This is a genomic window from Gordonia sp. YC-XJ4 (assembly GCF_059511865.1).
This window is the reverse complement of sequence record NZ_CM183447.1, coordinates 1,910,010-1,934,725: the sequence shown is the minus strand read 5'-3', so window position 1 is coordinate 1,934,725 and position 24,716 is coordinate 1,910,010. Positions and strand designations below refer to the sequence as shown.

Genomic DNA, 24,716 nt, shown 5'->3' with positions numbered 1-24,716 from the left:
TACGTGTTGGACCACTCGCCGCGAGATGGCAGAGTGAACCCATGGTTCGTGCTCCTTATCCGGCCCGTATCGCCGCAGGTCTCGTCGTCACGGCCGTCGAAGAGACGCGCAAGTTGCCGACTCTGCTGTTCACCCTGCCGGTGACCGCGGTCAGCGAGACGCTGCAGTTGGCGATGCGCGCCCAACAGGGCATCGCCGAGTTGGCCATCAAGGGCGACACCGCACTGGAAATGATCTTCGACCGCCCCAGCGAAGAACCCGCGTGGGCGCGGTTCGACGAGGATGACGCCGAGGTCGCCGATACCGTCGTGCCGATCGAGTCCGGGCGGGCGAGCCTCACCGACACCACCGATGACGAGCACGACACCGCTGCGGACGACGACACCGGGCCCGCGCCGTCCGAGTCCACACCCGCCGAGTCGCCGGCCCCGCGCGCCAACGCCGGGCGATTCGCGCTGTACTCATCGGCCCCCGAGGAGGTCATCACCTCCTCGACCACCGGCCCCGGCAGTGACACCCCGGCGCCCACCGGTCCGGTGCCCGAGGTCGTCGAATACACCGAATACGACAACCTCACCCTGGCCCAGCTGCGTGCCAAGCTGAGGTCGGTCGGCGTCGACGAACTCTCCGAGTTGCTCGCCTACGAGAAGGCCAACCGCAACCGCGCTCCGTTCATCACCATGATCGACAACCGGATCACCGCGGCCGAGAACAAGCGCACGCCATCGAAGTGAGCGGTGGCGGTTCGGCGAATTCGGCCGACAACCCGTGGCCGGTGCGCACCGTCAACACGAAGATCGCCGACTGGATTCACCGGCTCGGCCAGATCTGGGTGGAGGGCCAGGTCACCCAGATCAGCCGCCGCCCCGGTACGCGCACATCGTTTCTGACGCTGCGCGATCCGGCCGCCGACATCTCCATCTCGGTGACCTGCAGCCCCGATCTGCTGGCCCGCACCGAGGTCCCGATCACCGATGGGGCTCATGTGGTGATGCTCGGTCGTCCCAGCTACTACACCGGCCGCGGCACGATCTCGTTGCGCGTCAGCGACATTCGCCCCATCGGCGTGGGTCAGCTGCTGTTGCGCATCGAGCGGCTACGGCAGCTGCTGGCCGCCGAGGGACTCTTCGACGCGCGTCTGAAACGTCCGATCCCGTTCCTACCGCGCACCATCGGCCTGATCTCCGGCCGCGCCAGTGCCGCGCAACGCGACGTGGTGTCGGTGGCCTCGGCGCGGTGGTCGGCGGTGCGCTTCGATGTGCGCGATGCACCGGTGCAGGGCCCGACGGCGGTACCGCGGATCATCGGCCACCTTCGCGAGCTCGACGCGCACGCCGACATCGACGTCATCATCATCGCCCGCGGCGGCGGCAGCGTCGAGGACCTGTTGCCATTCTCCGACGAGGCGCTTTTGCGGGCGGTCGCCGCGTGTTCGACGCCCGTGATCAGCGCGATCGGCCACGAACCCGACAATCCGCTCCTGGACTTCGTCGCCGACATCCGTGCCGCCACCCCCACCGACGCGGCCAAACGCGTGGTCCCCGACGTGGAGGCCGAACTCGCCGGGATCGCCGCCCTGCGCCGCCGCAGCGCGCACGCCCTGCGCAACTGGGTGCACCGCGAGGACCGGGTGATCGCCGGCCTTCGTGCCCGCCCGGTGCTCGCCGATCCGTTCACCGTGCTCGACCGACACAACGAACGCGTCGACCGACTGCGAGCCGATCTGCGTCGTACCCTCATCGGCCGACTCGACACCGAGGACCGCCGCACCGAACATCTCGGGGCCCGGCTGGCGACGCTGGGGCCTGCTCAGACGCTGGCCCGCGGCTACGCGGTCGTGCAGCGCGTCGACACCGACCCGCCGCACGTGCTCGACTCCGTGGACGGTCTGCCGACGTCGGCGCGGCTACGAATCCGGTTGGGCGACGGATCGATTCACGCCGACGTCACCTCGATCGAATCGGCCGCGCACTCCCCTCACCACCACGACGAGACCGACGACCATGCGCAGGAGGAACAGTGAGTCCCCAACGGGCAGCCAAGAATTCGGCTTCACAGAAGGCCGACACCTCCGACGACGGACGCACCCCGGTCGACGAACTCGGATACGAACAAGCCCGCGACGAACTCGCCGAGGTGGTCGCGACCCTCGAGCGAGGGGGCCTCGACCTCGACGCGTCGCTCGCGCTGTGGGAACGCGGGGAGGCACTCGCCGATCGCTGCGAGGCTCACCTCGCCGGCGCACGCGAACGCATCGAGGCGGTGCTCAACGACGGTGAGGAACTCGATCACGAGGACGACACGGAGGATGACGACGAGTTCGACGACTGAGCTTCGAGTCAGAAGAAGACGAGGAGCACAGTGGCCGAAGCGACGATGATCTCCGAGTGCACCAGTCCCACCGACGTGGCCGTGCTGCGATGGGCCTGGGCGCGGGAAACCGCGCCGGAGATACCGGCGTGGTCGGCCGATGCCGAGTTCGTCACTGAGGTTGAGCGCTGGATGACTGCCCCGCACCGGTCGGTGTGGACCGCCGTTACGGAGGTCGTGGCAGCGGATCGCACAACGTCGGCCGCGGTGGGCATGGTCTGTCTGACCGAATACACGCGCATGCCCAGTCCCAGGTCTGTTGCCGCGGGATCGTGGGGATATCTCGGGCATCTCTTCGTAGCTGCCGAACATCGAGGCCGCGGCATCGGCCACGACCTCATCGAAGCGGTACTCAGATTCGCCGACGCTCGAGGCTACACCAAGGTCGTTCTGTCCCCGACCTCGAAATCCGTTCCGCTATACGCACGTTGCGGATTCAGCACTGACAACGATCTGATGGTTCGCTACTGCTGACGCGGTGCGCGTCAACCCCTACCCGGCAGCGGCTGCTGCTCGATCACCGATTCGGCCATCGTGGCCATCCCGCTGTCGGAACCGGTGGACATGACCGCGATTCGGACCGACCCGAGGTCGGTGATCCAGAATTTGTTGCCGTCGTGGGTGCTGTAGGTCACCCAGCGCTGCCCACCGATCTCACGGGTGCCGGTCCCCGAGGCCACGGTCGAACCATCGGCGAGATGGTCGACGAGTTCGTCCTCGGACGCGTCGGTCTGGGTCAGCTGCACGTAGCTACCGCTGTTGGTGATCCAGCCGACGTTGCTGACCACGTGTCCGGCCACGTTCTCACGGCTGCCCGAACTCGGTTTCCATCCGGCGGGGTCCGGCGGCTTGCGGATCGGGAAGGGCAGCGTCTGCGAGTCCGAGAGCAGCGCACCCTGCACGTCGAACGGGCTGCGCCGGTCGTCGGAGGCACTTCCGGTGAGCCCCACCGAGCAGTTCCCCGAGGCGATCGCGACGAGCGCGCAGATCGCCAACAGCGGAATGATCGACCAGATCATGTCCTTACCGCTGACGAGATAGCGCGGTTTCTGGGCCATGGGGCTCAGTATTCCAGCCGACACACGCCGTTCGGCAAATCGCCCATCCGCCGTTTACCGGCCGCACGCAACCGCACGGATCGATCACACCGGGCGGTGACCAGCGCATCGAGGTGACATGCGAGGATGGAGGGCAGTCGCACCGCCGCACGCCGAGGAGTCCAAGACATGACCGAAGCCACCCCCCAGGCCCCTGACCGCAACCTCGCGATGGAGTTGGTGCGAGTCACCGAGGCCGCCGCGTTGGCAGCCGGACGCTGGGTGGGTCGTGGCGACAAGAAGGGCGGCGATGGTGCCGCCGTCGACGCGATGCGTGAGCTGCTCTCGACGGTGTCGATGCGCGGCGTCGTGGTGATCGGTGAGGGCGAGAAGGATGAAGCCCCGATGCTGTTCAACGGCGAAGAGGTCGGCGACGGCAGCGGACCCGACTGCGACGTCGCGGTCGACCCCATCGACGGGACCACCCTGATGGCCGAGGGCCGCCCCAACTCGATCGCGGTGATCGCGGTGTCCGAGCGCGGCACCATGTACGACCCGTCGGCGGTGTTCTACATGGACAAGATCGCCGTGGGGCCGGAGGCCAAGGGCGCCATCAACATCGACGAATCGGTGGAGTGGAACATCAACTCGGTCGCCAAGGCCAAGGGCATCGACGTCGCCGACCTGACCGTCGTCGTGCTCGACCGGCCGCGCCACGCCGATCTGATCGGCGAGATCCGACAGGCCGGCGCCAAGATCCGCCTCATCTCCGACGGCGACGTCGCGGGGTCGATCGCCGCTGCGGGCGACTACAGCACCGTCGACATGCTGATGGGTGTCGGTGGTACCCCCGAGGGCATCATCACCGCTGTCGCGATGAAGTGCATGGGCGGCGAGATCCAGGGCAAGCTCTGGCCGCGCAACGAGGAAGAGCGCAAGAAGGCACTCGACGCCGGCCACGATCTCGACCGTGTGCTCGGCACCAACGATCTGGTCAGCGGTGAGAACTCGTTCTTCTGCGCGACCGGCGTCACCAACGGCGACATGCTGCGCGGCGTCACCTACCGACCCGGCGGCGCCACCACGCGTTCGCTGGTCATGCGCTCCAAGTCGGGCACCATTCGCCGGATCGAGGCCGTCCACAAGACCGCCAAGCTCCGCGAGTACGCACGCCTGAGCATCTGAGTCCTCGCGAGGAGCACCCGGACGACACACGTGGTTCTGTACGCAACCGAGCCGGCGGCCGCCGACGGTGAGCCGGCCCTGCCGGCCTGGACGGCGGTGAGCACGGAGGAGTGCGATTCAGCCATCGAGGCACGCTGGCGAACCGAGGGACACCGCATAGCCGAGCTTCTCGCTGCTGAGATCGGCGACTACGCCGACATCGAACACTGCGTCTGAAAGCGCACCGGCCCCAGTTCGGGCCGGTGCGCCACTACCCCTGAGGCTCAACCGTTTCCGAGTGGCCGCGGATCGAAGGTGACCCGGATGCGGGTGATCAGTCCGTCCTCGACATGGCTCCAGTTGGCGGTCGGCAACGTGGCGCCGTCCTTGGTCACCAGGTCGAACCAGGTGATGACGTCGTCGCCGTCGGCCACTCGGGCGTGCAGGACGAGGTCATCCATGATCGATTCGGCCATGCCCCGCAGCCCGGCGAGGCAGGCGTCGGCGCCGTCGGCGACACCCATGACGCCGACGAAGCTCACGTCGGGGGCGAGCACCGACCGCAACCGGTCGAAATCTCTTGTGCGCCAAGCATCGAAGTAGGTCTCGGCGACGGTACGGGTGGTCTCGGTGGTGGAGATCATCTCTGTCATGACTCCATGGTGGAGTCCGAGAGTCCATCCGTCCAACAGATCTTTCGGATAGCATCTATCATTTTCAGCAATGGAACTGCATCAGTTGCGATACGTGACCGCGGTCGTCGACGCCGGCACGTTCACCGCCGGCGCGCAGACCGTGCGTGTCAGCCAGTCCGGGGTGTCCACCCAGATCGCGAAGCTCGAACGCGAACTGGGCGTGACACTCTTCGATCGCACATCGCGGCGGGTGTCGCTCACCGCGGAGGGCCGCACACTGCTGCCGGTGATTCGCCAGGCCCTGACCGGCATCGACGCCGTCACCGACACGGCCAACGCGATCCGCGGTGTGATGACCGGATCGCTGCGTGTCGGAGCCGTCACCGGACTGACGTGGGATCCGCTCGTCGACGCCCTGGCGGTGATGCACGACAGTCACCCGGGGATCGACGTCCGACTGATCGAGGGTCTCTCCGACGACCTGATGCGCGCGGTGCGCGACGGCGGGCTCGACGTCGCCGTTGCCGGATGGGCGGGCGACGCACCGGCCGACCTGCTCACCCGCGTCATCGTCGAGGATGCGTTGTGCGCGGTCCTCGCCCCCGATCATCCGTGGGCGTCGTCGACGACCCTGGACACCGCGCAACTGTTGACCGCCGATCTGATCTCCCTACCGGTCGGTACCGGGGCACGCACCGCACTCGATGCCGCAGCTGCTCGTATCGGGATGACCGCAACCCCACGCTGGGAGGTGACGACGCCCGCCCAGGTGAGCCTGCTGGCCCGACGCGGCATCGGCGTCGGTGCACTCAGCGAGAACACCGCGGCCGGCTTCGACGGCATCGTCGCGGTGCCCCTGGCCGACGCCGCAGCCCGCTCGAGTCTCGGGGTCGTCTCGCGTCGCGATCCGTCGGCGGCTGCGCAGGCGTTCCGCTCCCTGCTCCGGCTCTGAGGTGCCGCGCTAGGATTTCCGCGTGAGCAAACCAGCCCTTGCTCCGGAGTTCCGCTATGCCGACTTGCTGCCCTCCGGCGCCGATGACACCCCGTATCGACTGATCACCACCGAGGGGGTCTCGACCTTCACCGCCGACGGTCAGACCTTCCTCAGAGTCTCCCCCGAGGCGTTGCAGCGGCTGACCGCCGAGGCGATGCACGACATCAGCCACTATCTGCGGCCCGCGCACCTCGCGCAGTTGCGCAAGATCATCGACGATCCGGAGTCCTCGGGCAACGACCGCTTCGTCGCGCTCGACCTGCTCAAGAACGTCAACATCTCCGCCGGCGGCGTGCTACCGATGTGCCAGGACACAGGTACCGCGATCGTCATGGGCAAGAAGTCCGAGGGGGTGCTCACCGGGGTCACCGACGGTGAGTGGATCTCACGCGGTGTCTATGACGCCTACACCAAGCTCAATCTGCGGTATTCGCAGCTGGCACCGCTGACCACTTACGACGAGAAGAACACGGGCACCAATCTGCCTGCGCAGGTGGAGATCTACTCCACCGAGCAGGGACCGAAGGGCCCCGAATACAAGTTCCTGTTCATGGCGAAGGGTGGCGGTAGCGCCAACAAGTCGTTCCTGTTCCAGGAGACCAAGGCCATCCTCAATCCCAAGCGGCTGCTGGAGTTCCTGGACGAGAAGATCCGCTCGCTCGGCACCGCAGCCTGCCCGCCGTATCACCTCGCGGTGGTCATCGGCGGAACCTCCGCCGAATTCGCCTTGAAAACGGCGAAATACGCCTCGGCTCACTATCTCGACACCCTGCCCACCGAGGGATCGATGTCCGCCCACGGCTTCCGGGATGTGGAATTGGAGGAGGAGGTTTTCAAGCTCACCCAATCCTTCGGCATCGGAGCACAATTCGGCGGCAAATATTTCTGTCACGACGTCCGCGTCGTCCGGCTGCCGCGCCACGGCGCCTCCTGTCCGGTCGCGATCGCGGTGTCGTGTTCGGCGGACCGCCAGGCATTGGGCAAGATCACCGCCGACGGTGTGTTCCTCGAGCAGCTCGAAACCGATCCCGCACAGTACATGCCGGACGCCGGCGTCGCCGAGGACATCGAGGGCGGCGCTGTCGTCGACGTCGACCTGAACCGCCCGATGAGCGAAATTCTGGCGGAGCTGTCCAAATATCCTGTCAAGACCCGACTTTCGCTCACCGGCCCGCTCGTCGTCGCCCGTGACATTGCGCATGCCAAGATCGCCGAGCGCCTCGACGCAGGTGAACCGATGCCGCAGTACCTGCGCGATCACCCCGTCTACTACGCCGGACCGGCGAAGACCCCGGAGGGTATGGCCTCGGGCTCATTCGGACCGACCACGGCCGGCCGCATGGACTCCTACGTCGAGAAATTCCAGGCGGCGGGCGGCTCGATGGTCATGCTGGCCAAGGGCAACCGCTCCAAGCAGGTCACCAATGCCTGTGCGGCACATGGTGGTTTCTATCTCGGCTCGATCGGTGGACCGGCCGCACGGCTCGCGCTCGATTGCATCAGGAGCCAGGAGGTCATCGAGTATCCCGAGCTCGGTATGGAAGCCGTCTGGAAGATCGAGGTGGAGAACTTCCCGGCGTTCATCGTCGTCGACGACAAGGGCAACGACTTCTTCACCGACCCGGGCGGCGCGGTGACCGTCCCGCTGGGTGGGGTGCGCATCCGGTCGAAGGAGCGCTGAGCGGGCTCACGCCGTAGATCGATGCCACCATGTGACACCGATCTACGGCGATGACGGACATGCCGGGCATCCGGCGACGGTTCCCCGCCATCCACGGGCGCGCAGCGCGCGGGCGATCTTCGTCGCTGTGGCACACGGACGTTCGTACACCTGTCCCCATCCCAGACGAAGCGTCAGCCGATCGCCGTGAACCGCGGCGTCGAGGTCACGTTCGAGGTCGCGGTCGCGTGCCACCGGACCGTCGTGACCGAGTCGGCCGTCGAGTTCGACGACGAGACCGAAGTCGACGTACTCCACATCGCGCAGGCCCCGACGTCCCACGGTGGTCGGCGCCTGCCGGATCGGCGCAGGAAGACCATGGGCCCGTTCGACTTTCGTCAGGTATCCGTGCTCGAGAACCGAACACGTGCCGTCCCGTACATCACGGAGAACGCCCTCGACGAACCGTCGGTGCGCGATCCGTGGCCGGCGGCGCAGCGCCGCGAGCAGGCGGTCTGCGGTGGTTCGGCGAGCCTGCACCGCATCTGCCAGGCAGGCGACGACGCGCGCCGACGACGACGCATCGACGACATCGAGCACGGCCTCCTCGATACGCAGGCGCGGGGGACGCGCATGCCAGAGCACCCTGTCGTCCAGCCGAGACCCGTAGTGGACGACCACACCCTGGCGTCTGGTCACCCGGCGTTGTCGGTCTACGACGATGTGCACCGGCTGGGTCGGCGCCACGTCGCCGTCGAGTATCGCCGATGAGTGACTCAGGGCCGCCGGAAACGCGTCGAGTACCGCACTCCACTGGCGCTGTCGTGCAGTCAGTGGCCCGGTGTGATCGACATAGACGCCGGGGAACACCGTCGCCCATTCCCGGCGCCGCACCATGCGGCGGACGAAGGCTGCGGAGAATCCACAGTCGATCACCTGCCCGCGGGTGATGACACCGTCCTGCGACGCGAGCAGGTCGTCGAGACGAGCCGTGTCGGGCGCAGCAACAGTCATGGCGCACAGTGTGACCGCTCGACGGCGCCGTTGGTCGCCCGCGAGGAGGATCTGTGGACAACTCGGTCGAGACCACCACTTGTGCCGTACTTTCGTGTCACCCAGTGACACCGAAGTACGGCATGGTCTGTCGACGGGCCTGCGCGCCGGGCTGCACACGCGACGAGTAGCGTGAATTGAGGTAGTCCTAACTCGCCGTCGACCATCGGAGGACGCAGCACCATGACCGAGCAGCAGTACCGCATCGAGCACGACACCATGGGCGAGGTCAAAGTCCCCGTCGACGCGCTGTGGCGGGCCCAGACCCAGCGCGCCGTCGAGAACTTCCCGATCAGCCACCGCCCACTCGAGCGCACCCAGATCCGGGCGATGGGACTGCTCAAGGCGGCGTGCGCGCAGGTCAACAAGGATCTCGGGCTACTCGATGCGGCGAAGGCCGACGCCATCATCGCCGCGGCCAAGGAGATCGCCGACGGCCGCCACGACGACCAGTTCCCCATCGATGTCTTCCAGACCGGCTCGGGCACCAGCTCCAACATGAACACCAACGAGGTCATCGCCTCGATCGCCAAGGCGGCCGGCGTCGAGGTCCATCCCAACGACCACGTCAACATGTCGCAGTCGTCCAACGACACCTTTCCGACCGCCACCCACGTCGCCGCCACCGAGGCCGCGGTCAGCGATCTGATCCCGGCGCTCGACCATCTCCGGCTGGCCCTGTTGGAGAAGTCGAACGAGTGGCGTGAGGTCGTCAAGAGCGGTCGCACCCACCTGATGGATGCGGTACCGGTGACCCTGGGCCAGGAGTTCGGCGGTTATGCCCGCCAGGTCGAGGCCGGTATCGAACGCATCACCTCGACACTCCCCCGGGTCGGCGAACTGCCGATCGGCGGAACGGCCGTCGGCACCGGACTCAACGCGCCGGCCGGCTTCGGCACCAAGGTCGTCGCCGAACTGCGCAAGCTCACCGACGTCGACGCCCTCTCACTCGCCAAGGACAACTTCGAGGCGCAGGCCGCCCGGGACGGGCTGGTCGAACTGTCGGGTCAGCTGAAGACGGTCGCGGTGTCGCTGACCAAGATCGCCAACGACGTCCGCTGGATGGGGTCGGGCCCACTCACCGGCCTCGGCGAAATCCAGCTGCCCGATCTGCAGCCCGGCAGCTCGATCATGCCCGGCAAGGTCAATCCCGTTCTGCCCGAGGCGGTCACCCAGGTCGCCGCACAGGTCGTCGGCAACGACGCCGCGGTCACCTGGGGTGGCGGCAACGGCGCCTTCGAGCTGAACGTGTACATCCCGATGATGGCGCGCAACGTGCTGGAGTCGCTCAAGTTGCTGGCCAACGTGTCCCGGCTGTTCGCCGACCGCTGCATCTCCGGCCTCGTCGCCCACGAGGAGCGTCTCAGGACGCTTGCCGAGAGTTCTCCGTCGATCGTCACCCCGCTCAACTCGGCGATCGGGTACGAGGAGGCGGCCGCGGTCGCCAAACAAGCCCTCAAGGAGGGCAAGACGATTCGGCAGACCGTCATCGACCGTGGCCTCATCGGCGACAAGCTCAGCGAGGCCGAGCTCGACAAGCGGCTCGACGTGCTGAAGATGGCGAATCTCGACCGCGAACGCTGATCGGCGACGAATCTCCCTCGGAGCGCACTACGGTCTTCAGAGATGGGCGACGCAACGACGACCGAGCAGAGCACCGGCGACCTCGCCGACTTCCCGACCCGGTGGCACACCGGTCTGGCGTTGGTCGCCCACCCAGACGATCCCGAATACGGGATGTCCGCCGCGGTGGCGCGATGGGTCGGCGAGGGCAAGCGCATCGTCTACGCGCTGGCCTCCAGCGGCGAGAAAGGCATCGCGGGGATGGACCCGGACGAGGCCGGTCCACTGCGTGAGCAGGAGCAACGCGAAGCCGCATCCATCGTCGGGGTCGACGAGGTGGAATTCTGGGGCTTCCCCGACAGCGACATCGCCAACAGTGAGGCCCTGCGCGCCCGGATCACCGAGACGATCATGGCCGTCGACCCCGACGTGATCATCTCGCTCTTCGGTGGCGACCACTGGGCACCCGGCGCGCCCAACCAACGCGACCACATCGAGTTCGCCGCTGCGGTCGTCGACGCCTACGACGCGCTCCTACCGCGCGCACATCAGCGGTGGCTGTTCGAGAACGGTCCAAACGCCAGCCATGCCGTCGAGGTCGGCGACGAGGTCGAGGTTGCAGTGAGATCCCTTGCCGCGCATCGGAGGTATCTGGAGGTCCTCGACCCCGACACTCCGGTCGACGAGCAGGCCCGCGCCCAGATCGAGAAGGTCACCGCGCCCAGGGAGGATTTCGGGGGCCGACGTGCGGTCGCTTTCACACTGGTGCGCGACGGTGACACCGACCCCGACCATTGACCACTGACACGGCTACGCCGCCGATCCCACATGGATCGACGGCGTCGCCTCGTCACCTCACGGATGTGGTTGTCAGCCACCGACTCCCAGCATCGACGGCAGGATGCCGACGAGTTGATTGAGCAACTGGGTCAGGGCATTGTCGTCGAGGAGTCCACTCGTGGTGCCCGACTGCGGGGTTCCCGACTGCGGGGTTCCTGATTGAGGGGTTCCCGACTGGGGCGTTGATTGCGGTGTGGTCGACTGCGGTGTCGTCAGCGCCGGCGCATTACCCGTGGGCGCAGCCTGATTGACACCGATGGTGATCTTCGGGCTCTTGGCGGGATCCAGCCAGGTCAAGATGTTGCGCAGCACATCCTTGTCGATCGCCACACAACCCATCGTCGGCTCGCCGGTACTGGCATGCAGGAAGATCGCCGACGCCTTGCCGGGGATGCGCTGCGGATTGGACGCGATGTTGACCGCGTAGTCGTACGCGGGTCCGGCGTCGTAGAGGTTCTCACTGTCCCCGCCGGGACTCTGCGCCTGGTGCACGTGCGTGTTGTAGGTGGGTGACTTCATGTTGGAGTCCCACCAGTCCTGCTGTGTCACCTGGAAATACGGCATCTTGGTGCCGGGATTGGCCAGCCGCCCGAAGGCCTGGTCGAGCGCGAAGGTGCCTTGCGGGGTGCGGTAGACGTTGTCGGCGGGCTCGCCCATTCCCACCTCCCCCAGGAACGCCTGGGTCGGCCCGAACACCGGCTTCCAGCTACCACTGGCGGAGTCGCGTTCGAACGCCGTGAGCGTCGCCTTCTGGTCACTCGCCTTGGGTGCGGTCACCACGATCAGCTGACTTGTCTGACTCGACTGCGTCCCACCGCCGGACGAGCCGGTCCCGGAGAGAGTGTCGAGGACTTTGTCGAGTTCGGGGATGCCGGTCTGCGGAATGCTGATGCCGCCGGGCAGCGTCGCACCGGGAGTGGCCGGCGTGGTCGGGGTCGTCGGCGTGGTCGATGGGGCGGCAGTCGCGATGCCGGCACCACCGGCGAAAGCGGCCAGCACCGCAATCACCATTAGTCCCAAAAACCTCATTCGCCTCATCAGTAACTTCTGCACCACACCAGTGTGGCAAAAGGCAAGAGGTGATGAGTCTCGCGATGGTCACGGTGCGGCATGGATCCGATCACCTCACCCTCCTTGAATCTGAACTCACCCTCAACTAGGGTCCTTGCAGTGATGCAGACCACAGTGCATCACCGGATCTCGCTCGCATCGAAGGGAAGCGCATGTCCACCGTCACCACCGTCAACGGTCCGATCTCCTCGGACGACCTCGGTCGCACCCTCATCCACGAACACGTCTTCGTCGTCGGCGAGGAGTATCGGCTCAACTATCAGGACGACTGGGACGAAGAGCGCAAGATCGCCGAGGCCGTCCGCGACCTCAACGAACTCAAGTCCCTGGGCATCGACACCATCTTCGACCCGACGGTCCTCGGTCTCGGTCGGTACATCCCCCGCATCCAGAAGATCGCCGAGCAGGTCGACCTCAACATCGTCGTCGCGACCGGGCTCTACACCTACAACGAGATCCCCTTCCAGTTCCATTACACCGGCCCGGGCTTGCTCTTCGACGTCGACGAACCGCTCGTCACCTATTTCGTGCGCGATCTCACCGAGGGCATCGCCGACACCGGCGTGCGCGCGGCGTTCTTGAAGTGCGCCATCGAGGAACAGGGGCTCACCCCGGGCGTCGAGCGGGTGATGCGCGCGGTCGGACAGGCCAGTGTTGCCACCGGTGCGCCCATCACCGTGCACACCAATCCGCACACCGAATCCGGACTCGTCGCCCAGCGCGTTCTCGCCGAGGAGGGTGCCGATCTGAGCAAGGTCGTCATCGGACACTCCGGAGACAGCACCGACCTCGATTATCTGATGAAGATCGCCGACGCCGGGTCGATCCTGGGCATGGATCGGTTCGGGCTCGATGTCTTGTTGCCCTTCGACGATCGCATCAACACCATCGTCGAACTGTGCAAACGCGGATACGCCGACCGCATCGGTCTCGCGCACGACGCCGCATGCTTCATCGACTGGTTCGATCCCGAGGCCAAGAAGCAGGCGGTGCCCAAGTGGAATTACCGCCACATCAGCGAAGACGTCCTACCGACCCTGCGTGAACGCGGAGTCTCCGACGAGCAGATCACCACGATGCTCGTCGAGGTCCCCCGCCGTTACTTCGAGTGAGAGCCACCTCATGAACACCCCTGTCGCAGCCAACCCTGTTGCCGCACTGTGGAACAACGCCGAGCAGCATCCCGATCGCATCGCGGTACGCAGCGGGCCGCGAGCGCTGACCTACGCCGACCTTCGGGCCCGCATCGCCCTGGCCGCGGCCCGATTCGCCGCCGCCGGGGTGGCGCCCGGGGACCGCGTCCTGCTCATCGCACCGACCATCCCCGAATTCCCGATCGTCTACTACGGTCTGCACACCCTCGGCGCCACCGTCATCACCATGAACGTGATGTCGACGGTTCCCGAGATCGATTACGTCGTCGACGATTCGGGCACGACGATGATCGTCGCCTGGCAGGACTGTGCGACCAATGCCCGCGCGGTCGCCGAGCAGCGCGGGCTGCCCTTCGCCGAGATCCGGCCCTTCGAGGAAGATGCCACCGAGATCGACGGCGTGACAACGTATGTCGAGCGTGACGAGCACGAGACCGCGGTGATACTCTACACCTCCGGCACCACCGGCAAACCCAAGGGCGCACAGCTGAGCATCGCGAACGTCAACGCCGCACCACAGGCGTTCCGCGACCCATTGCGCCTGCACGACACCGAGCGATGGGCCACCGCGTTACCCTTGTTCCACTGTTTCGGTCAAGTGGTCGTCATGCACGGCGCACTCACCTGGGCGGGCACGTTGTCGCTGATGAGCCCCTTCACGCCGACCGAGTTCATGGATCGCCTGCGCGACGAGCACATCACGATCGCGTGCGGGGTGCCCACCATGTGGAACGCCATGCTGCAGGTCACCGGGGGCTACACCCCAGGCGATTTCGCCGACCTACGACTGGCCTGCTCGGGCGGCGCCTCTCTTCCCGGTGAGGTGATCCGCGTCTTCGAGGAGCGGTTCGGCTGCTCCATCCTCGAGGGCTACGGCCTCACCGAGACCGCGGGCACCGCCACCTTCCGCAATCTCGACGGTCCGCCCAAGGTGGGGACCGTGGGGACAGCGCTGCCCGGCTTCCGGATCGAGATCCGCGACCCCGACGGCACCGTCCTGCCCGCCGACGAGGTCGGCGAGATCTTCATCAGCGGCCCGACGGTGATGACCGGCTACTGGAATCGGCCCGACGCCACCGCGGCCGAGCTCGTCGACGGATGGCTGCGCACCGGTGATCTGGGCTCGATGGACGCCGACGGCGACGTCCGCATCGTCGATCGCGCCAAAGACCTCATCATCCGCGGCGGCTACAACGTGTATCCCCGTGAGGTCGAGGAGGTCCTCTACACCCACCCCGACATCGTCGAGGTTGCCGTCATCGGGGTACCCGACGACCATTACGGCGAGGAGATCGCCGCGGTCGTCGCGGTGCGCCCGGGTGCCACGATCGAGCAGGACGCGTTGCGCGAGTGGGCAAAGGAACGCCTGTCGGCCTACAAGGTGCCGCGCATCGTGCACGTCGTCGACGAACTCCCCAAGGGGGCAACCGGCAAGATCCTCAAGCGGGCCATCGACCGCGCACCGTTGGCCTCGGTTCCGCACTGATCACGGACCCACCACCGCGCTATGTCGCCCGTCATAGTGGAGGCTCATCGCGGCGTTGACCACAGAGACCTGGCTGCCGAACCTTACCCCCGAGTAATGTTCGACCGGCCTCGCGAGAACGCGAGGCGGAAGGGTCGGGTCCTCACACATGCCACCGCTGAGTCGGATTGCGCGACTTCAGATCACCGCGATCGTCGTCCTCGGACTGGTGGTCAGTGTGGTGGCGGGGATCTGGCTGGTCCACGTGAACCGCGTCGTCGGTGTCGGGGTCTACACGGTGACCGCACATCTCCCCGATTCCGGGGGCATCTTCACCAATGCCGAGGTTACCTACCTCGGCATACCGGTCGGCCGCGTCGGGCCGCTACATCTCACGCGCGACGGCGTCGACGTCGAACTCCAGCTGGACTCGGGAGCGGCGAAGGTCCCGGCGTCGGCAATGGCGGTCGTCGCCAACCGATCCGCGATCGGCGAACAGTTCATCGACCTCCAGCCGACCCGCGGCGATGACGATGCGCACCTCCACGACGGGTCCACGATCACGAGGTCCTCGGTGCCACCACCCCTCGATGAGGTGGTGGCCTCCACCGTGCGACTCGCGCAATCGATACCACTCGACGACCTGCACACCGTGATCACCGAACTCGGGAAAGCGCTGAACGGACAAAGCGACAACCTGTCCCGGCTCGTCGACTCGTTGTCGACGCTGGCCGCCGACGGTGCCGACAATCTACCCGCGACGATCGGATTGATTCGCGACGCGAATTCGGTACTGGCCACCCAGGCCGACCAGTCCGACGCCATTCTCACCTGGTCACATGGGCTCGACGTCCTCACGGCGACGCTGTCGGCATCCGATCCCGACCTGCGCCGCCTGCTGACCACCGGGAACGCCTCGGCCAGTCGGCTCTCAGAACTGGTGCAGCGCAACGGTGGTGATGCCGCAAAGGTTGTCCACGACCTGGCGTCGGTGACGCGTACGCTCCGACCTGCCACCTACACCACATCTTTGACGTTCGCGATGCTGTCCAACATCTCGGCCGGCAGCCACTCCACCGCCCCCGGCGACGGGCAGATCCATTTCGGTGTCGTGCTCGAGACGAACAACCCACCGGCGTGCACTCAGGGATACGAGGGCACCACCCGCATCATCGACGAGATGAAACGTGCGAACCCGGATTTCGACATCCGTTATGACGACTTCCCGTTCAACACCGGCGCCGGATGCACTGTCCCACAAGGCAATCCGACGGGCGTCCGCAGTGCGGCACGAACCATCTACGCCAATCCGAACACGCCGCAGCCGTGGGATTCGACACCCAAGAAGGACCCCGACCGCCTCGACCTGACCCCACTGGCCCGGCAACTGGCCGCGCTCATGGGCGTCCGGCCGGCCTGAGGGCGATCACCGCCGAGGCGGTCGGCGATCACCACTCCGTAGACCGATGGCGTTGGCCCACAACCGGGTTGCGGTGAACACCATCTGGTCCAGATCGGCGTTGTCGCCGAGTGCGAAGGCCTGATAGGCCATCCGCGAGACCATGCCCGAGAGCGCGCTCGCCGCCGCCAGCGGGTCGAGTTCGGGATCGGCGAGGCCGCGGTCCTGAAGATCCTTGATGTGCCTGGCATTTCGGGTGGCGAACACGAGCCCACGCTGACGCCGCTTCTCACGGAACTCCGGGATGTTGGCGGTCACCTGCTCGAGAACGAGCCGTAACCTGGCGTTTCGCTTGTACGCCTCGAAGTACGCGCGGTTGGCGGCCTCGAGCACCGCATAAGGATCCTCGTGCGGATCGGTCTCGACGTGCGGGAGCCCGGGATGCAGCATGTCCTCGTGGGCGAGCGCGAGGACGGCGTCGAGCACCTCTTCCTTGCTGTCGAAATAGGTGTAGAAGGTTCCCGTCGAGCACTTCGCCTCGGCCGTGATGTCGGTGAGTCTCGCGTCGGAGAAGCCGTCGCGCTCGAAAATCCTTCGCGCGGCGGCGATCAGGGCGGCGCGGGTGCGCTCGCCGCGCGCGGTCACCGGCGGGGCCTTGTCGCCGTCGGTCACCGCCAGCGGGGGTAGTGGCTGCTCCCCCACCTGCTGTGTCCCCACCGGCTGTGTCCCCACCGGCTGTGTCCCCACCGGCTGTGTCTCCAACGGCTGTGTCCCCACCGCGCGCGAATCACGTGCAGTCATTCCGACATCTTCTCACCCGTGCCCGCTCTCATCCGAGTCCGGCCGCGTCGGCGACGGCGATGGCCCGCGCGACCAGACTGTCGATCACCTCGTCGGTGGGGACGCCGGCAGCGGCTCGGTTCGCCGGATTGTCCCGCGCACGGCGGAGCACGCCCTCGGCGATGATCGCGACCTTCCACAGTCCGAGTGCGTGCCAGAACTGCAGGGCTCTCGCGTCGCGGCCGGTGCGGTCGAGGTACATCTCGGCGAGCTCGTCGCGGGTCGGGAACCCCTCGAGCAACTCCACCGGCGCGGCACTGAGCGGCGGTTCACCGGCCGCCGGCCAGTACGCCAGGGTGCTCCCGATGTCGGCGAGTGGATCACCCAGGGTCGACAACTCCCAATCCAGTGCCGCCCGTACCGTTCCGCTGTCCGGATCGATCATGACGTTGCGAATGTGGAAGTCCCCATGGACCAGTCGGGTCTCCTGCTGGTCGGGTGCACTCGCCGTCAGTCGTCGGGTCAACTCGTCCAGCGCCGGGATCTCACGGGTCTTCGACTTCTCCCACTGCGCGCTCCACCTCTTGAGTTGGCGTGCCGCGTAGGGCGTGTGGCTCGCCAGGTCGGCCAAACCGGCCTGCTCGATGTCCACGTCGTGGATGCGGGCGAGGGTGTCGATCATCGACTCCCCCACCGCCCGCCGTATCGCGGGCGAGAGCGCCTGCGCCGCCGGGAGCCGGTCCAGGACGACACCGTCCACGAACTCCATCACCACCAGCGGAACAGGACTCACCGACTCGTCGGCGCACACACCGAGGACGGCCGGAACCGCGACGTCGGTCGGGGCCAGCGCAGCGAGGATGCGCGCCTCACGCGCCACGTCATGCGCCGAGGCCAGCAGGGTGCCGACCGGCGGACGACGCAGCACCCATCGGCCATCGGCGTCATCGGTGAGGAGATAGGTGAGATTCGACTGACCGAATCCGACGCGCGTACACCGCACCGTGCCGGCCCACTCGATACCCGCTCCGCGCAGCCAGCCGAGCAGGGCGACGGGATCGACCTCGGCGATCTCCGCCAGATCCCCCACCACGTCGGTCTCACTCATTACCCGCTCCCCACTCGATCACCGGACTCTCTTGCGCTGCAACGGCTTCCCGCCTTCGATCAGTACCGGGCCGAGAGCGCGTCGTCGGACACGCCGGCCACCGTCTCCGGCACCGTGGCGGCTTCCCGGTAACTGCGCAACTCGCGGCGGGCGATCGCGCGCTTGTGTACCTCGTCGGGACCGTCGGCCAGGCGCAGCGTGCGCAGGTGCGCGTAGGCCATGGCCAGCGGGAAGTCGTCGGTGACACCGGCACCTCCGTGGACCTGGATGGCGCGGTCGATGATCTTGAGCGCCATGTTGGGTGCAGCCACCTTGATGGCGGCGATCTCGGTCGCCGCGGCCTTGTTGCCGACGGTGTCCATCATGTACGCGGCCTTGAGGGTCAGCAGCCGCACCATTTCGATGTCGATGCGCGCCTCGGCGATCCAGTCCTGGATGTTGGCGCGGTCGGCCAGTGGCTGTCCGAACGTCGAGCGTGCGGCCGCTCGCCGACACATGAGTTCCAGTGCCCGCTCGGCCATCCCGATGGTGCGCATGCAGTGATGGATGCGGCCCGGCCCCAGACGCGCCTGTGCGATCGCGAATCCCTCACCCTCTCCTTTGAGGACGTCGGTCGCGGGCACCCGGACGTTCTCGAACACCAACTCGCCGTGGCTCTCCCGGTCGACGTAGCCGAAGACCGGCAGGTTGCGCAGGATGGTGAGACCTTCTGCGTCGGTGGGCACCACCATCATCGACTGCTGTCGATGGGTGGGGGCGGTGGGATCGGTCTTGCCCATCACGATGAGTACCTTGCAGTCGGGCCGCACCGCGTTGGAGGCGAACCACTTTCGTCCGTTGAGGACGTACTCGTCGCCGTCACGGACCATCTGCAACTCGATGTTGGTCGCGTCGGAGCTGGCGACCGCGGGCTCGGTCATCGCGAATGCCGAGGCGATCTCTCCGTCGAGCAGGGGCTTGAGGTAGCGCTGCTTGTGTTCGTCGGTGCCGAAGAGGGTCAGTACCTCGATGTTGCCGGTGTCGGGGGCGTTGCAGTTGAACACCTCCGGCGCCCAACCGACCCGTCCCATGATCTCGGCGAGATGCGCGTACTCCAGGTTCGACAGCCCCGGCCCCCATTCGGCGTAGGGGTGGAACAGATTCCACAATCCTTCGGCCTTGGCCTTCGCCTTGAGTTCGATCAGGATGTCCGGGGTGGCATGGGGATTGGCCGACTCCCACATCTGCTGGTCGTAGACGGCCTCGTTGGGATAGACGTAGGTGTCCATGAAGGCCAGCAGCTTCTGCCGGTATTCCTCGGCGCGCGGTGATGGCTCGAACAATGTCATGGTTGTCTCCTCGATGAGAGCGGTTGTGGTCTCGACGGATTCGCCGACGGTGGCGCTTCAGGCGTCCTGCGGTGCGAGCAACGCGGCCTGATAGCGCCGCATGCCGCGCAGCCACCTGTCGTAGTCGGCGCCCTTCTGTCGGTACATCTCGAGTACCTCCGGATGCGGCAGGATCAGGAAACGCTCATCGGCGATCGCCGCCAGCACGAGGTCGGCGACCTCCTCGGGGGTGATCACCGCGCCGGCGGTCTCGACCGCTCGTTGCATCAGGCGCTCGCCGTCGGTGTCCGGCGCATGGTCGGGACGCAGCAGCTTGGTGTCGACGCCCATCGGGCACAGACAACTGACGCGTATGCCGGCGTCGCCGTAGGTGGCGCTGAGCCACTCGGCGAACCCGACCGCCGCATGCTTGGTCACCGAGTAGGTCGCCGACCCCAGTTGGGTGAGCAAGCCGGCCGCCGACGCAGTGCTGACGAAGTATCCGCGGCCGCGTTCGCTCCACTCGGGCACGAGCCGACGCGCGGCGCGTACGTGTGCCATCAGGTTCACGTCGATGACGGTGTCCCAGTCGTCGTCGGTGACATCCAGACCCGCCGCACCGCCGATTCCGGCGTTGGCGAAATACAGATCAACGGGGCCGAAATGCTCACCGGCCGTGGCGAGCACGTCGTCGATGTGCGCGTTGTCCGAAGCGTCGCCGGCCAGCGCAATCGCCTGGCCACCGGCTTCGATGATCGCCTCGGCGGTGCGCGCGACGGCGTCGGAATCGAGGTCGGTCAGCACCACGCGGACGCCGGCAACGCTCAGCGCGCGGGCGATCGCGCCACCGATGCCGCCGCCGGCACCGGTGACCACGGCAACTGTGTTCTGGATCTCCATGCCCCGACCGTACTTGAACCCGGTTTCACCTTCAAGGTTCGGGTCGGGTCGTGCCTCAGCCGATCATCTTGGCCATCGAGGTCGCATCCTCCCCCGACCTGCGCAGCACGAGGGCCGACAGCGCCAGCACCACCAGCGTCAGGACGAGCATCAGCGTCGACATCGCGGCCACCTCCGGCCGCAGGGCGATACGCACCGCGGAGAATATGTAGACCGGCCACGGCGTGTAGCCCGGCTGCTGGACGAAGGTCGAGATCACGACGTCGTCGAGACTGAACGTGAAGGCCAGCATCATCCCGGCGACGATGCCCGGGGTGGCGGCGGGCAGGATCACGTGCCGCAGCCGCGCGAGCGGCGAGGCGTAGAGATCTGCGGCCGCTTCCTCGAGTGCCGGATCGAGGGCCGACACCCGGGCTCGCACGATGAATGTCACCACAACCATCGACACCACTGCGTGCGAGATGACCAACCGCACCAGACCGTTGTTGAACGGCAACAGATTCCAGTCGACGCCGAGCGTGACGTACCAGGGCAGGAAGGCCACCGCATCGGCGATGTCGGGCGTCACCAGGGTGACCGTCAGCAGGGCCAGCAACCCCACCGACCACCAGCGCGGGCGCCGCGACATCCCGATGGCGATGCCGGCCAACGACCCCAGGAGCGTGGCCAGCAGAGCCGACAGCAGGCCCACCTCCAAGGAAATGCGCACACTGTGCAGGATCGTGTCGTCGGTGAGCGCGTCGCGGTAGGCGCCGAACCCGAATCCCTCGAACGAGGCGAGCACACGCCCGGTGTTGAACGAGTAGGCGACGATCACCAGGATCGGTAGGAACAGGAAGGCATAGACCACGACCGCCCACCCCTTCAGGCAGATCGAGTACCAGTCCCGCCGGGTGCGCCGCGGCGTCATCACCAGACCCGGCAGGGCGCCGAGATCGGCCGGGCCGCCGGTCGGCAGCGTCACCGAGAAGACCCGCCGATCCAGCACCACCGCAACACCTTTGACGACGAGACCGGCGAGCACCACGCACACGAGCACCATCATCATCAGCGATACCGTCATCGCACTGCCGAGCGCCCAGTTCTGGGCGGTCTCGAACTGCGCGGCGATCATCTGCCCGGCCATCGTGCCCTTCGCACCGCCGAGGACCGAGGGTGTCACGTAGTCGCCCATCAACGGTATGAACACCAGAAGCGTGCCCGAGACGATGCCCGGCGACGCCAGCGGCAGGGTGATCCGGAAGAACGTCGTCCAGCGGTTGGCACCGAGGTCGCGCCCGGCCTCCCGCAGCGACAGACCCGCCCGATCCATGGCGACGAACAGGGGGAAGATCATCAGCGGCAGGTAGTTGTACACCACGCCGACCTGCACCGCGGCGCGGGTGTAGAGGATGCCGAGTTCGCCCAGCCCCACGCTCTGCATCACGCCCGAGAGCCATCCCGACGGCGCCAGGGTGATCTGCCAGCCGATGGTGCGCACCAGGAAGTTGGTGAAGAACGGGATGATGATGAGGGCGAGATAGATCGGGCGGCGTCGCGGATTCGATTTGACCGCAAGCCAATAGGCGAACGGCACACCGACGGCAAGCGCGATCACCACTCCGGTGACGGCGATGGTGAGGGTGTTGTAGAAGGTCGACCGGTAGTCCGCGCCGAAGGCTTCCGAATAGCGACCGAAGCTCAGTTGGTCGGTGGCATAGGTGGTGAACTGGTCGGGTTTGTAGCCGAAGCTGTACCACACCACCAAGGCCACCGGGACGACGAAGAAGAACAGCAGATACGCCCAGGCCGGAAAGGTGAGCCCACCTGCACCGAACAACCGTTGCCGCCATGGCGGTTTCGGGGTCGGGCTGATCGTTTCCGGGGTGATCGGTTCTGGGTTGATCGCGGGGGTGTCGACGGTAGTGGTCATCGGGCGCTCCTCGCCTGCATCTGGCCCAGGATCTCGGTGCGTTCCTGGGTGGCCGAGTCGACATTGGCCGACACCAGCCGATCGACCACCTCATCGGGTGGGAACAACAGGTCGGGGTAGTCGAGGTCGGCGGCCCGGCCCTTCTCCGCCATCCCTTTCACCCCGGTCTGGTAGCCGATGTACTCCATCTCCCGGTACGACACCTCCGGGTCGAGCATGTAATTGATGAATTCGTGTGCGGCGACCGGGTGTTGGGTCCCGCGCACGATCGCGAAGTTGTCGACGAACAGGTTGGCCGTCGGCAGCGGATAAACGAATCCCCACTTGTCGGGGTCGCTCTCGTTCGTCAGCGTCAGACGCGCATCGCCGTTCCACGCCTGCAGCAAGCTGTAGGCGCCGCCCGACACCACCGACGTGATCGACGAGTTGTAACCCTGCAGCGTCGGGGCGAGATCGTTGACGAGCAGTGTCCGGGCCGCGGCGAGATCCTTCTCGTCGGTGGTGTTGGGGTCGATGTTCAACGCCCCCATGGCGATCGAGACCACCTCCCAGGGATCCTCGAGGACACTGACCTTCCCCCGGGCCGGACCCTGGGCCAGCTCGATGAAATCGCGCCAGGTGGTCGGCGTCCTCGTCGTCAGCGACTTGAGATACATGAATCCGGTGGTGCCCCAGTCCTTGCAGGCGCCGTAGCGCGAGCGCGGATTCCACGGCGGGTCGAAGAACCGCTCCTCCAGGTTGGCGAGGTTGGGCACGCGCGCATGATCGAGCGGATCGAGCAGGTCGTGCTCCACCATCTGCGGGATGTACACCCCGGTCGGCACCACCACGTCATACCCCGAGGTTCCGCGTGCCGCAGCGAGTTTGGCGATCATCTCCTCGTTGGAGCCGAAGGAATCGACCTGTAGCGTGACCCCGTAGCGGTTCTCGTAGCCGTCGAGATCGTTGGGGTCCTCATAGTCACCCCAGCTGTAGTAGTTCAGCCTGCCCTCGGCGGCCGCGCCCATCGGCGCCGAGCTCGCGATCTTGTGACTACCACCGCACGCCGACACCGTGACCCCGGCGACCGCCACACCGATTCCGGCGAGGAAGCTGCGACGGGTGATCCGCGCGACGGACCGATTCGGCACCAGTGCGCGCACCGCGTCCGATGCGTCCGACGCTGTGCGGGCGGTCATTTGGCGTACACCCGGGCGTCGGAGGCGGCGAAGGTGCACCGCACACGCTGTCCCTCGTGCAATGGCGGGAAGTTGCGGGTGGCGCCGCGTACGAGCACCTCGGTGCCGGCGTCGGTGGTGACCACCACCTGCGTCAGGTCGCCGAGGAACGACACGCCTGCGGCGGTGCCGGACACGATGTTGTCGGCGGCGTCGACGTCGGAGTCGTTCTCGGCGAACCAGATCGCCTCCGGGCGTACCGCGACGACCAGGCCACCGGTGGCGTCGGCCGGGATCTCGGCGACGGCGAAACGCCCGTCGGTGGTGGCGATGCGTCCGTCCTCGTAGTCGCCGGTGACGTCGAAGAAGGTCTGTTTGCCGATGAAGTCGGCGACGAACCGGTTGGTCGGCGCGGCGTAGATGTCCTTACCGATGCCGACCTGGGCGATGCGCCCCTCGCTCATCACCACGATCCGATCGCTCATCGACAATGCCTCCTCCTGATCGTGGGTCACGAAGATGAAGGTGGTGCCGAGCTCCTTCTGCAGCAGTTTGAGTTCGATCTGCATCTCCTCGCGCAACTTGCGGTCCAGCGCGCTCATCGGCTCGTCGAGCAACAGCACGTCGGGCCGGTTCGCCAGCGCGCGGGCCAGCGCCACCCGCTGCTGCTGACCACCGGAGAGCATGGCCGGTTTGCGGTCGGCGAAGCGCGTCATCTGCACCAGATCGAGCGCGTCGGCGACACGTTGGCCGATCTCCTTCTTCGCCACCTTGCGTTGTCGCAGACCAAAACCCACGTTCTGCGCGACCGTCATGTGCGGGAACAACGCATAGGACTGGAACACGGTGTTGACCGGGCGGCGTTCGGGTGGCACGTCCACGATCGAGGCACCGTCGAGCAGAATGTCACCGGCGGTGGGCCGCCCGAAACCGGCCAGCATGCGCAGCAGCGTCGTCTTACCGCACCCCGACGGGCCCAGCAGCGACACGAACTCGCCCGCGGCGACGTCGAGATCGATGCCGGTGACCGCGACGTGGCCGTTGGCATACACCTTGCGAATCGCCCGGAGGGCAACCGCGCCGCGGGTGGTCGGCACGGACTCGGCGATCGGAGCCTGCGAGACAGTGGTCATGGTGGGCCTTTCCT

At 66.6% G+C, this 24,716-nt stretch carries 24 protein-coding genes; 13 read left to right on the top strand and 11 right to left on the bottom strand.

Annotated elements, in window-relative coordinates:
* Nucleotides 1-41: 41 nt before the first annotated feature.
* Genes AC5ZH6_RS08500 through AC5ZH6_RS08485 form a run of 4 tightly spaced genes read left to right on the top strand, consistent with a single transcriptional unit; the run spans nucleotide 42 to nucleotide 2,844 of the window.
* Nucleotides 42-734 (top strand): lipid droplet-associated protein, encoded by a 693-nt coding sequence (locus AC5ZH6_RS08500; RefSeq protein ID WP_006372238.1) that lies wholly within the window; start codon nucleotides 42-44, stop codon nucleotides 732-734.
* A complete protein-coding gene (gene xseA, locus AC5ZH6_RS08495) occupies nucleotides 731-2,023 on the top strand; it encodes an exodeoxyribonuclease VII large subunit (RefSeq protein ID WP_006372239.1) in 1,293 nt (430 codons plus the stop codon). Before AC5ZH6_RS08500 ends, xseA begins: the two co-directional genes overlap by 4 nt.
* On the top strand, nucleotides 2,020-2,331 hold the full coding sequence (locus tag AC5ZH6_RS08490) for an exodeoxyribonuclease VII small subunit (protein ID WP_006372240.1): 312 nt from the start codon (nucleotides 2,020-2,022) through the stop codon (nucleotides 2,329-2,331). The genes xseA and AC5ZH6_RS08490 overlap by 4 nt, the downstream gene beginning before the upstream one ends.
* A 30-nt stretch (nucleotides 2,332-2,361) precedes the next feature.
* Nucleotides 2,362-2,844, top strand: a complete 483-nt coding sequence (locus tag AC5ZH6_RS08485) for a GNAT family N-acetyltransferase (RefSeq protein ID WP_006372241.1) — start codon at nucleotides 2,362-2,364, stop codon at nucleotides 2,842-2,844.
* An 11-nt stretch (nucleotides 2,845-2,855) separates the two neighbouring features.
* Here AC5ZH6_RS08485 and AC5ZH6_RS08480 read toward each other — a convergent pair whose 3' ends face one another.
* Complete coding sequence (locus AC5ZH6_RS08480; protein ID WP_006372242.1) at nucleotides 2,856-3,428, bottom strand: DUF4245 domain-containing protein; 573 nt, start codon at nucleotides 3,426-3,428, stop codon at nucleotides 2,856-2,858.
* Between the two features lie 168 nt (nucleotides 3,429-3,596).
* Here AC5ZH6_RS08480 and glpX point away from each other — a divergent pair, with 168 nt between their 5' ends.
* Nucleotides 3,597-4,592 carry a class II fructose-bisphosphatase gene (glpX, locus tag AC5ZH6_RS08475; protein ID WP_014359458.1) on the top strand — a complete coding sequence of 332 codons (996 nt, stop codon included), beginning with the start codon at nucleotides 3,597-3,599 and terminating at the stop codon, nucleotides 4,590-4,592.
* 30 nt (nucleotides 4,593-4,622) lie between these two features.
* The gene (locus AC5ZH6_RS08470) at nucleotides 4,623-4,808 is read left to right on the top strand and encodes a hypothetical protein (RefSeq protein WP_006372244.1); all 186 of its coding nucleotides are present in this window, start codon (nucleotides 4,623-4,625) and stop codon (nucleotides 4,806-4,808) included.
* 47 nt (nucleotides 4,809-4,855) lie between these two features.
* Here AC5ZH6_RS08470 and AC5ZH6_RS08465 read toward each other — a convergent pair whose 3' ends face one another.
* Nucleotides 4,856-5,224, bottom strand: coding sequence for a nuclear transport factor 2 family protein (locus AC5ZH6_RS08465; protein ID WP_020171757.1), 369 nt, complete (start codon nucleotides 5,222-5,224; stop codon nucleotides 4,856-4,858).
* A 70-nt stretch (nucleotides 5,225-5,294) separates the two neighbouring features.
* Here AC5ZH6_RS08465 and AC5ZH6_RS08460 point away from each other — a divergent pair, with 70 nt between their 5' ends.
* Nucleotides 5,295-6,158, top strand: coding sequence for a LysR family transcriptional regulator (locus AC5ZH6_RS08460; protein WP_006372246.1), 864 nt, complete (start codon nucleotides 5,295-5,297; stop codon nucleotides 6,156-6,158).
* Nucleotides 6,159-6,180: 22 nt separating this feature from the next.
* Entirely contained in the window at nucleotides 6,181-7,881 is a 1,701-nt protein-coding gene (locus AC5ZH6_RS08455; RefSeq protein ID WP_006372247.1) for a fumarate hydratase, read from the top strand.
* 42 nt (nucleotides 7,882-7,923) lie between these two features.
* Here AC5ZH6_RS08455 and AC5ZH6_RS08450 read toward each other — a convergent pair whose 3' ends face one another.
* Complete coding sequence (locus AC5ZH6_RS08450) at nucleotides 7,924-8,874, bottom strand: type IV toxin-antitoxin system AbiEi family antitoxin domain-containing protein (RefSeq protein ID WP_020171758.1); 951 nt, start codon at nucleotides 8,872-8,874, stop codon at nucleotides 7,924-7,926.
* 222 nt (nucleotides 8,875-9,096) lie between these two features.
* On the opposite strand from AC5ZH6_RS08450, the gene AC5ZH6_RS08445 reads away from it, so the two are divergent.
* Both AC5ZH6_RS08445 and AC5ZH6_RS08440 read left to right on the top strand, forming a co-directional pair.
* Entirely contained in the window at nucleotides 9,097-10,497 is a 1,401-nt protein-coding gene (locus AC5ZH6_RS08445) for a class II fumarate hydratase (protein WP_006372249.1), read from the top strand.
* A gap of 42 nt (nucleotides 10,498-10,539) precedes the next feature.
* The gene (locus AC5ZH6_RS08440; protein ID WP_006372250.1) at nucleotides 10,540-11,274 is read left to right on the top strand and encodes a PIG-L deacetylase family protein; all 735 of its coding nucleotides are present in this window, start codon (nucleotides 10,540-10,542) and stop codon (nucleotides 11,272-11,274) included.
* 72 nt (nucleotides 11,275-11,346) lie between these two features.
* On the opposite strand, the gene AC5ZH6_RS08435 is transcribed toward AC5ZH6_RS08440, so the two are convergent.
* The gene (locus AC5ZH6_RS08435) at nucleotides 11,347-12,345 is read right to left on the bottom strand and encodes a L,D-transpeptidase family protein (protein ID WP_014359451.1); all 999 of its coding nucleotides are present in this window, start codon (nucleotides 12,343-12,345) and stop codon (nucleotides 11,347-11,349) included.
* A 194-nt stretch (nucleotides 12,346-12,539) separates the two neighbouring features.
* On the opposite strand from AC5ZH6_RS08435, the gene AC5ZH6_RS08430 reads away from it, so the two are divergent.
* The 3 genes from AC5ZH6_RS08430 (at nucleotide 12,540) to AC5ZH6_RS08420 (ending at nucleotide 16,426) form a co-directional block, all read left to right on the top strand.
* Nucleotides 12,540-13,499, top strand: coding sequence for a phosphotriesterase family protein (locus AC5ZH6_RS08430; RefSeq protein WP_020171759.1), 960 nt, complete (start codon nucleotides 12,540-12,542; stop codon nucleotides 13,497-13,499).
* Nucleotides 13,500-13,509: 10 nt separating this feature from the next.
* A complete protein-coding gene (locus AC5ZH6_RS08425) occupies nucleotides 13,510-15,027 on the top strand; it encodes a class I adenylate-forming enzyme family protein (RefSeq protein WP_094602265.1) in 1,518 nt (505 codons plus the stop codon).
* A gap of 148 nt (nucleotides 15,028-15,175) precedes the next feature.
* Nucleotides 15,176-16,426 carry an MCE family protein gene (locus AC5ZH6_RS08420; protein ID WP_006372254.1) on the top strand — a complete coding sequence of 417 codons (1,251 nt, stop codon included), beginning with the start codon at nucleotides 15,176-15,178 and terminating at the stop codon, nucleotides 16,424-16,426.
* Between the two features lie 6 nt (nucleotides 16,427-16,432).
* Here the strand turns inward: AC5ZH6_RS08420 and AC5ZH6_RS08415 are convergent, their stop codons facing one another.
* The 7 genes from AC5ZH6_RS08415 to AC5ZH6_RS08385 form a co-directional block, all read right to left on the bottom strand.
* Nucleotides 16,433-17,122 (bottom strand): TetR/AcrR family transcriptional regulator, encoded by a 690-nt coding sequence (locus AC5ZH6_RS08415; RefSeq protein ID WP_020674412.1) that lies wholly within the window; start codon nucleotides 17,120-17,122, stop codon nucleotides 16,433-16,435.
* A 112-nt stretch (nucleotides 17,123-17,234) separates the two neighbouring features.
* Nucleotides 17,235-18,293, bottom strand: a complete 1,059-nt coding sequence (locus AC5ZH6_RS08410) for a phosphotransferase family protein (RefSeq protein ID WP_006372256.1) — start codon at nucleotides 18,291-18,293, stop codon at nucleotides 17,235-17,237.
* A 59-nt stretch (nucleotides 18,294-18,352) separates the two neighbouring features.
* Nucleotides 18,353-19,621 (bottom strand): acyl-CoA dehydrogenase family protein, encoded by a 1,269-nt coding sequence (locus AC5ZH6_RS08405; RefSeq protein ID WP_006372257.1) that lies wholly within the window; start codon nucleotides 19,619-19,621, stop codon nucleotides 18,353-18,355.
* A gap of 57 nt (nucleotides 19,622-19,678) precedes the next feature.
* A complete protein-coding gene (locus tag AC5ZH6_RS08400) occupies nucleotides 19,679-20,500 on the bottom strand; it encodes an SDR family oxidoreductase (protein WP_006372258.1) in 822 nt (273 codons plus the stop codon).
* Between the two features lie 55 nt (nucleotides 20,501-20,555).
* Nucleotides 20,556-22,412, bottom strand: coding sequence for an ABC transporter permease subunit (locus AC5ZH6_RS08395; RefSeq protein ID WP_094602264.1), 1,857 nt, complete (start codon nucleotides 22,410-22,412; stop codon nucleotides 20,556-20,558).
* The gene (locus AC5ZH6_RS08390) at nucleotides 22,409-23,590 is read right to left on the bottom strand and encodes a polyamine ABC transporter substrate-binding protein (protein WP_020171762.1); all 1,182 of its coding nucleotides are present in this window, start codon (nucleotides 23,588-23,590) and stop codon (nucleotides 22,409-22,411) included. The genes AC5ZH6_RS08395 and AC5ZH6_RS08390 overlap by 4 nt, the downstream gene beginning before the upstream one ends.
* Nucleotides 23,587-24,702 (bottom strand): ABC transporter ATP-binding protein, encoded by a 1,116-nt coding sequence (locus AC5ZH6_RS08385; RefSeq protein ID WP_006372261.1) that lies wholly within the window; start codon nucleotides 24,700-24,702, stop codon nucleotides 23,587-23,589. Before AC5ZH6_RS08385 ends, AC5ZH6_RS08390 begins: the two co-directional genes overlap by 4 nt.
* Nucleotides 24,703-24,716 lie beyond the last annotated feature (14 nt).